The 1,389-nt window shown below is 54.9% G+C and carries 1 protein-coding gene; it reads left to right on the forward strand.

The window, feature by feature from the left end:
* Window positions 1–675 (forward strand): sigma 54-interacting transcriptional regulator (locus ACRESJ_RS20830; protein ID WP_431759584.1); only part of this gene is annotated, 675 nt, incomplete at its 5' end.
* Between the last annotated feature and the right edge of the window lie 714 nt (window positions 676–1,389).

The following is a 1,389-nucleotide window of genomic DNA, read 5'->3' on the forward strand; positions in this document are numbered from 1 at the left end:
GCCCAGGCTCGCCTGCTGCGCGTATTGCAGGAAGGCGAAATTCGTCGCGTGGGCTCGGTGCAATCGCAAAAAGTCGATGTGCGCCTGATCGCAGCAACTCACCGCGACCTCAAGAGCCTGGCGAAGATCGGCCAGTTCCGCGAAGACTTGTATTATCGCCTCCACGTTATCGCGCTGAAGCTGCCAGCCCTGCGCGAACGCGGTGCGGACGTCAACGAAATCGCCAATGCCTTCCTGGCGCGGCAAAGCGCGCGAATCAACCGCACCGACCTGAAGTTCGCCGCGGATGCCGAGCAAGCCATTCGTCACTACTCCTGGCCAGGCAACGTTCGCGAACTGGAGAACGCCGTCGAGCGCGCCGTTATCCTGTGCGAAAGCCCGGAGATTTCTGCCGAACTGCTGGGCATCGACATCGAACTGGGTGACCTGGAAGACGACGAGTTCATTGGCCTGCCCCCACAACAGGGCAACGGCAATGCCAGCAACAACAACCACGAGCCGACCGAAGACCTCTCCCTGGAAGACTACTTCCAGCATTTCGTTCTCGAGCATCAGGACCACATGACCGAAACCGAGCTGGCTCGCAAGCTCGGGGTCAGTCGCAAATGCCTGTGGGAGCGCCGTCAACGCCTGGGCATTCCACGGCGCAAGACCGGGGTGGCCAGCGAGAGCTGAACCGCGCCTGTCTGATGTGCGGGTAACACGTGACTTTGTGGAAAAAACTGTTACCTCAGCTTTTTCACGTAACAGAAGCCGGGGCTTACGGTAACGAAGCCCCGGCTTTTTTTGGCCTTCGAAATGCCTGCAAGCCGGCCTAACCCCTTGTTTTATTGGGTTTCGTAAAAGTTGGCACGCACCCTGCTATATGTTTGGTACAAGAACAATAACAAGCAATGCACAAGACAATAAAAATAAGACGTATCGACTCACGCACAATAAAAACAAGACGGCGAGAGGCGTAGCTAACTGATTCTTTTGGAGAGGCGTTGTATTTGGGGCTTGCCCCACGACCAGGCCGAGAACAACAAAAATTGTCCCAAGACAGAGCCTGCACTGGTTGGATCGAAAGATCACTGCAATTCAGCGACCAAAGCAATCCGTTTGCTCTTGACTCCCGATTGGGAGGGTCATGAAGGAAAACTTCATGGCGAGGGCGCTCAACACAAACAAGAAGCCCAAAAGCAACAATAAAAATAGAGCATGCAACTACTTCTTGGGGAGCTTCGGCTCCCCTTGTGGTTTCTGCGATCCCCCCCATACCCGCTCCTACATCTCATATCTGCTGTCTCCTACACCATCCCCCGACTAAATGCTAGAATCCCCGCCCATCATGCGGTCATTCTTCTGTTATGGCCGAATATTCCTTCAAACAGTGCATCCCATGCTGAA

It is taken from the genome of Pseudomonas sp., assembly GCF_050739655.1.
In the GTDB taxonomy this organism is placed as follows: domain Bacteria; phylum Pseudomonadota; class Gammaproteobacteria; order Pseudomonadales; family Pseudomonadaceae; genus Aquipseudomonas.